At 71.9% G+C, this 409-nt stretch carries 1 protein-coding gene; it reads left to right on the top strand.

Going from position 1 to position 409, the window contains the following annotated elements; all coding sequences use genetic code 11:
- Positions 1 to 409: beta-ketoacyl synthase N-terminal-like domain-containing protein (locus ACSNOH_RS35165; protein ID WP_436725500.1), on the top strand; the 409-nt coding region annotated here is incomplete at both ends.

Below are 409 nucleotides of genomic sequence, written 5' to 3'. Positions count from 1 at the left end.
TCGTGGGAGGCGTTCGAACGGGCCGGCATCGACCCCGCCTCGGTGCGGGGCAGCAAGACCGGTGTCTTCGCGGGCGTGATGTACCACGACTACGGCGGACGCGTGAAGACGGCTCCCGACGGCATGGACGCCTACCTGGGCAGCGGCAGCGCGGGCAGCATCGCCTCGGGGCGCGTGTCGTACACGTTCGGCCTGGAAGGCCCGGCGGTCACGGTCGACACGGCCTGCTCGTCCTCGCTCGTGGCCCTGCACCTGGCGACCCAGGCGCTGCGCACGGGGGAGTGCTCGATGGCCCTCGTCGGTGGTGTCACCGTCATGGCGACTCCGTCGACGTTCGTGGAGTTCAGCCGGCAGCGGGGTCTGTCGGCGGACGGCCGGTGCAAGGCCTTCGGCGCCGGTGCGGACGGTA

It is taken from the genome of Streptomyces sp. URMC 127 (assembly GCF_051386535.1).
GTDB lineage: Bacteria > Actinomycetota > Actinomycetes > Streptomycetales > Streptomycetaceae > Streptomyces.
This window is presented reverse-complemented; position numbering and strand designations above follow the sequence as displayed.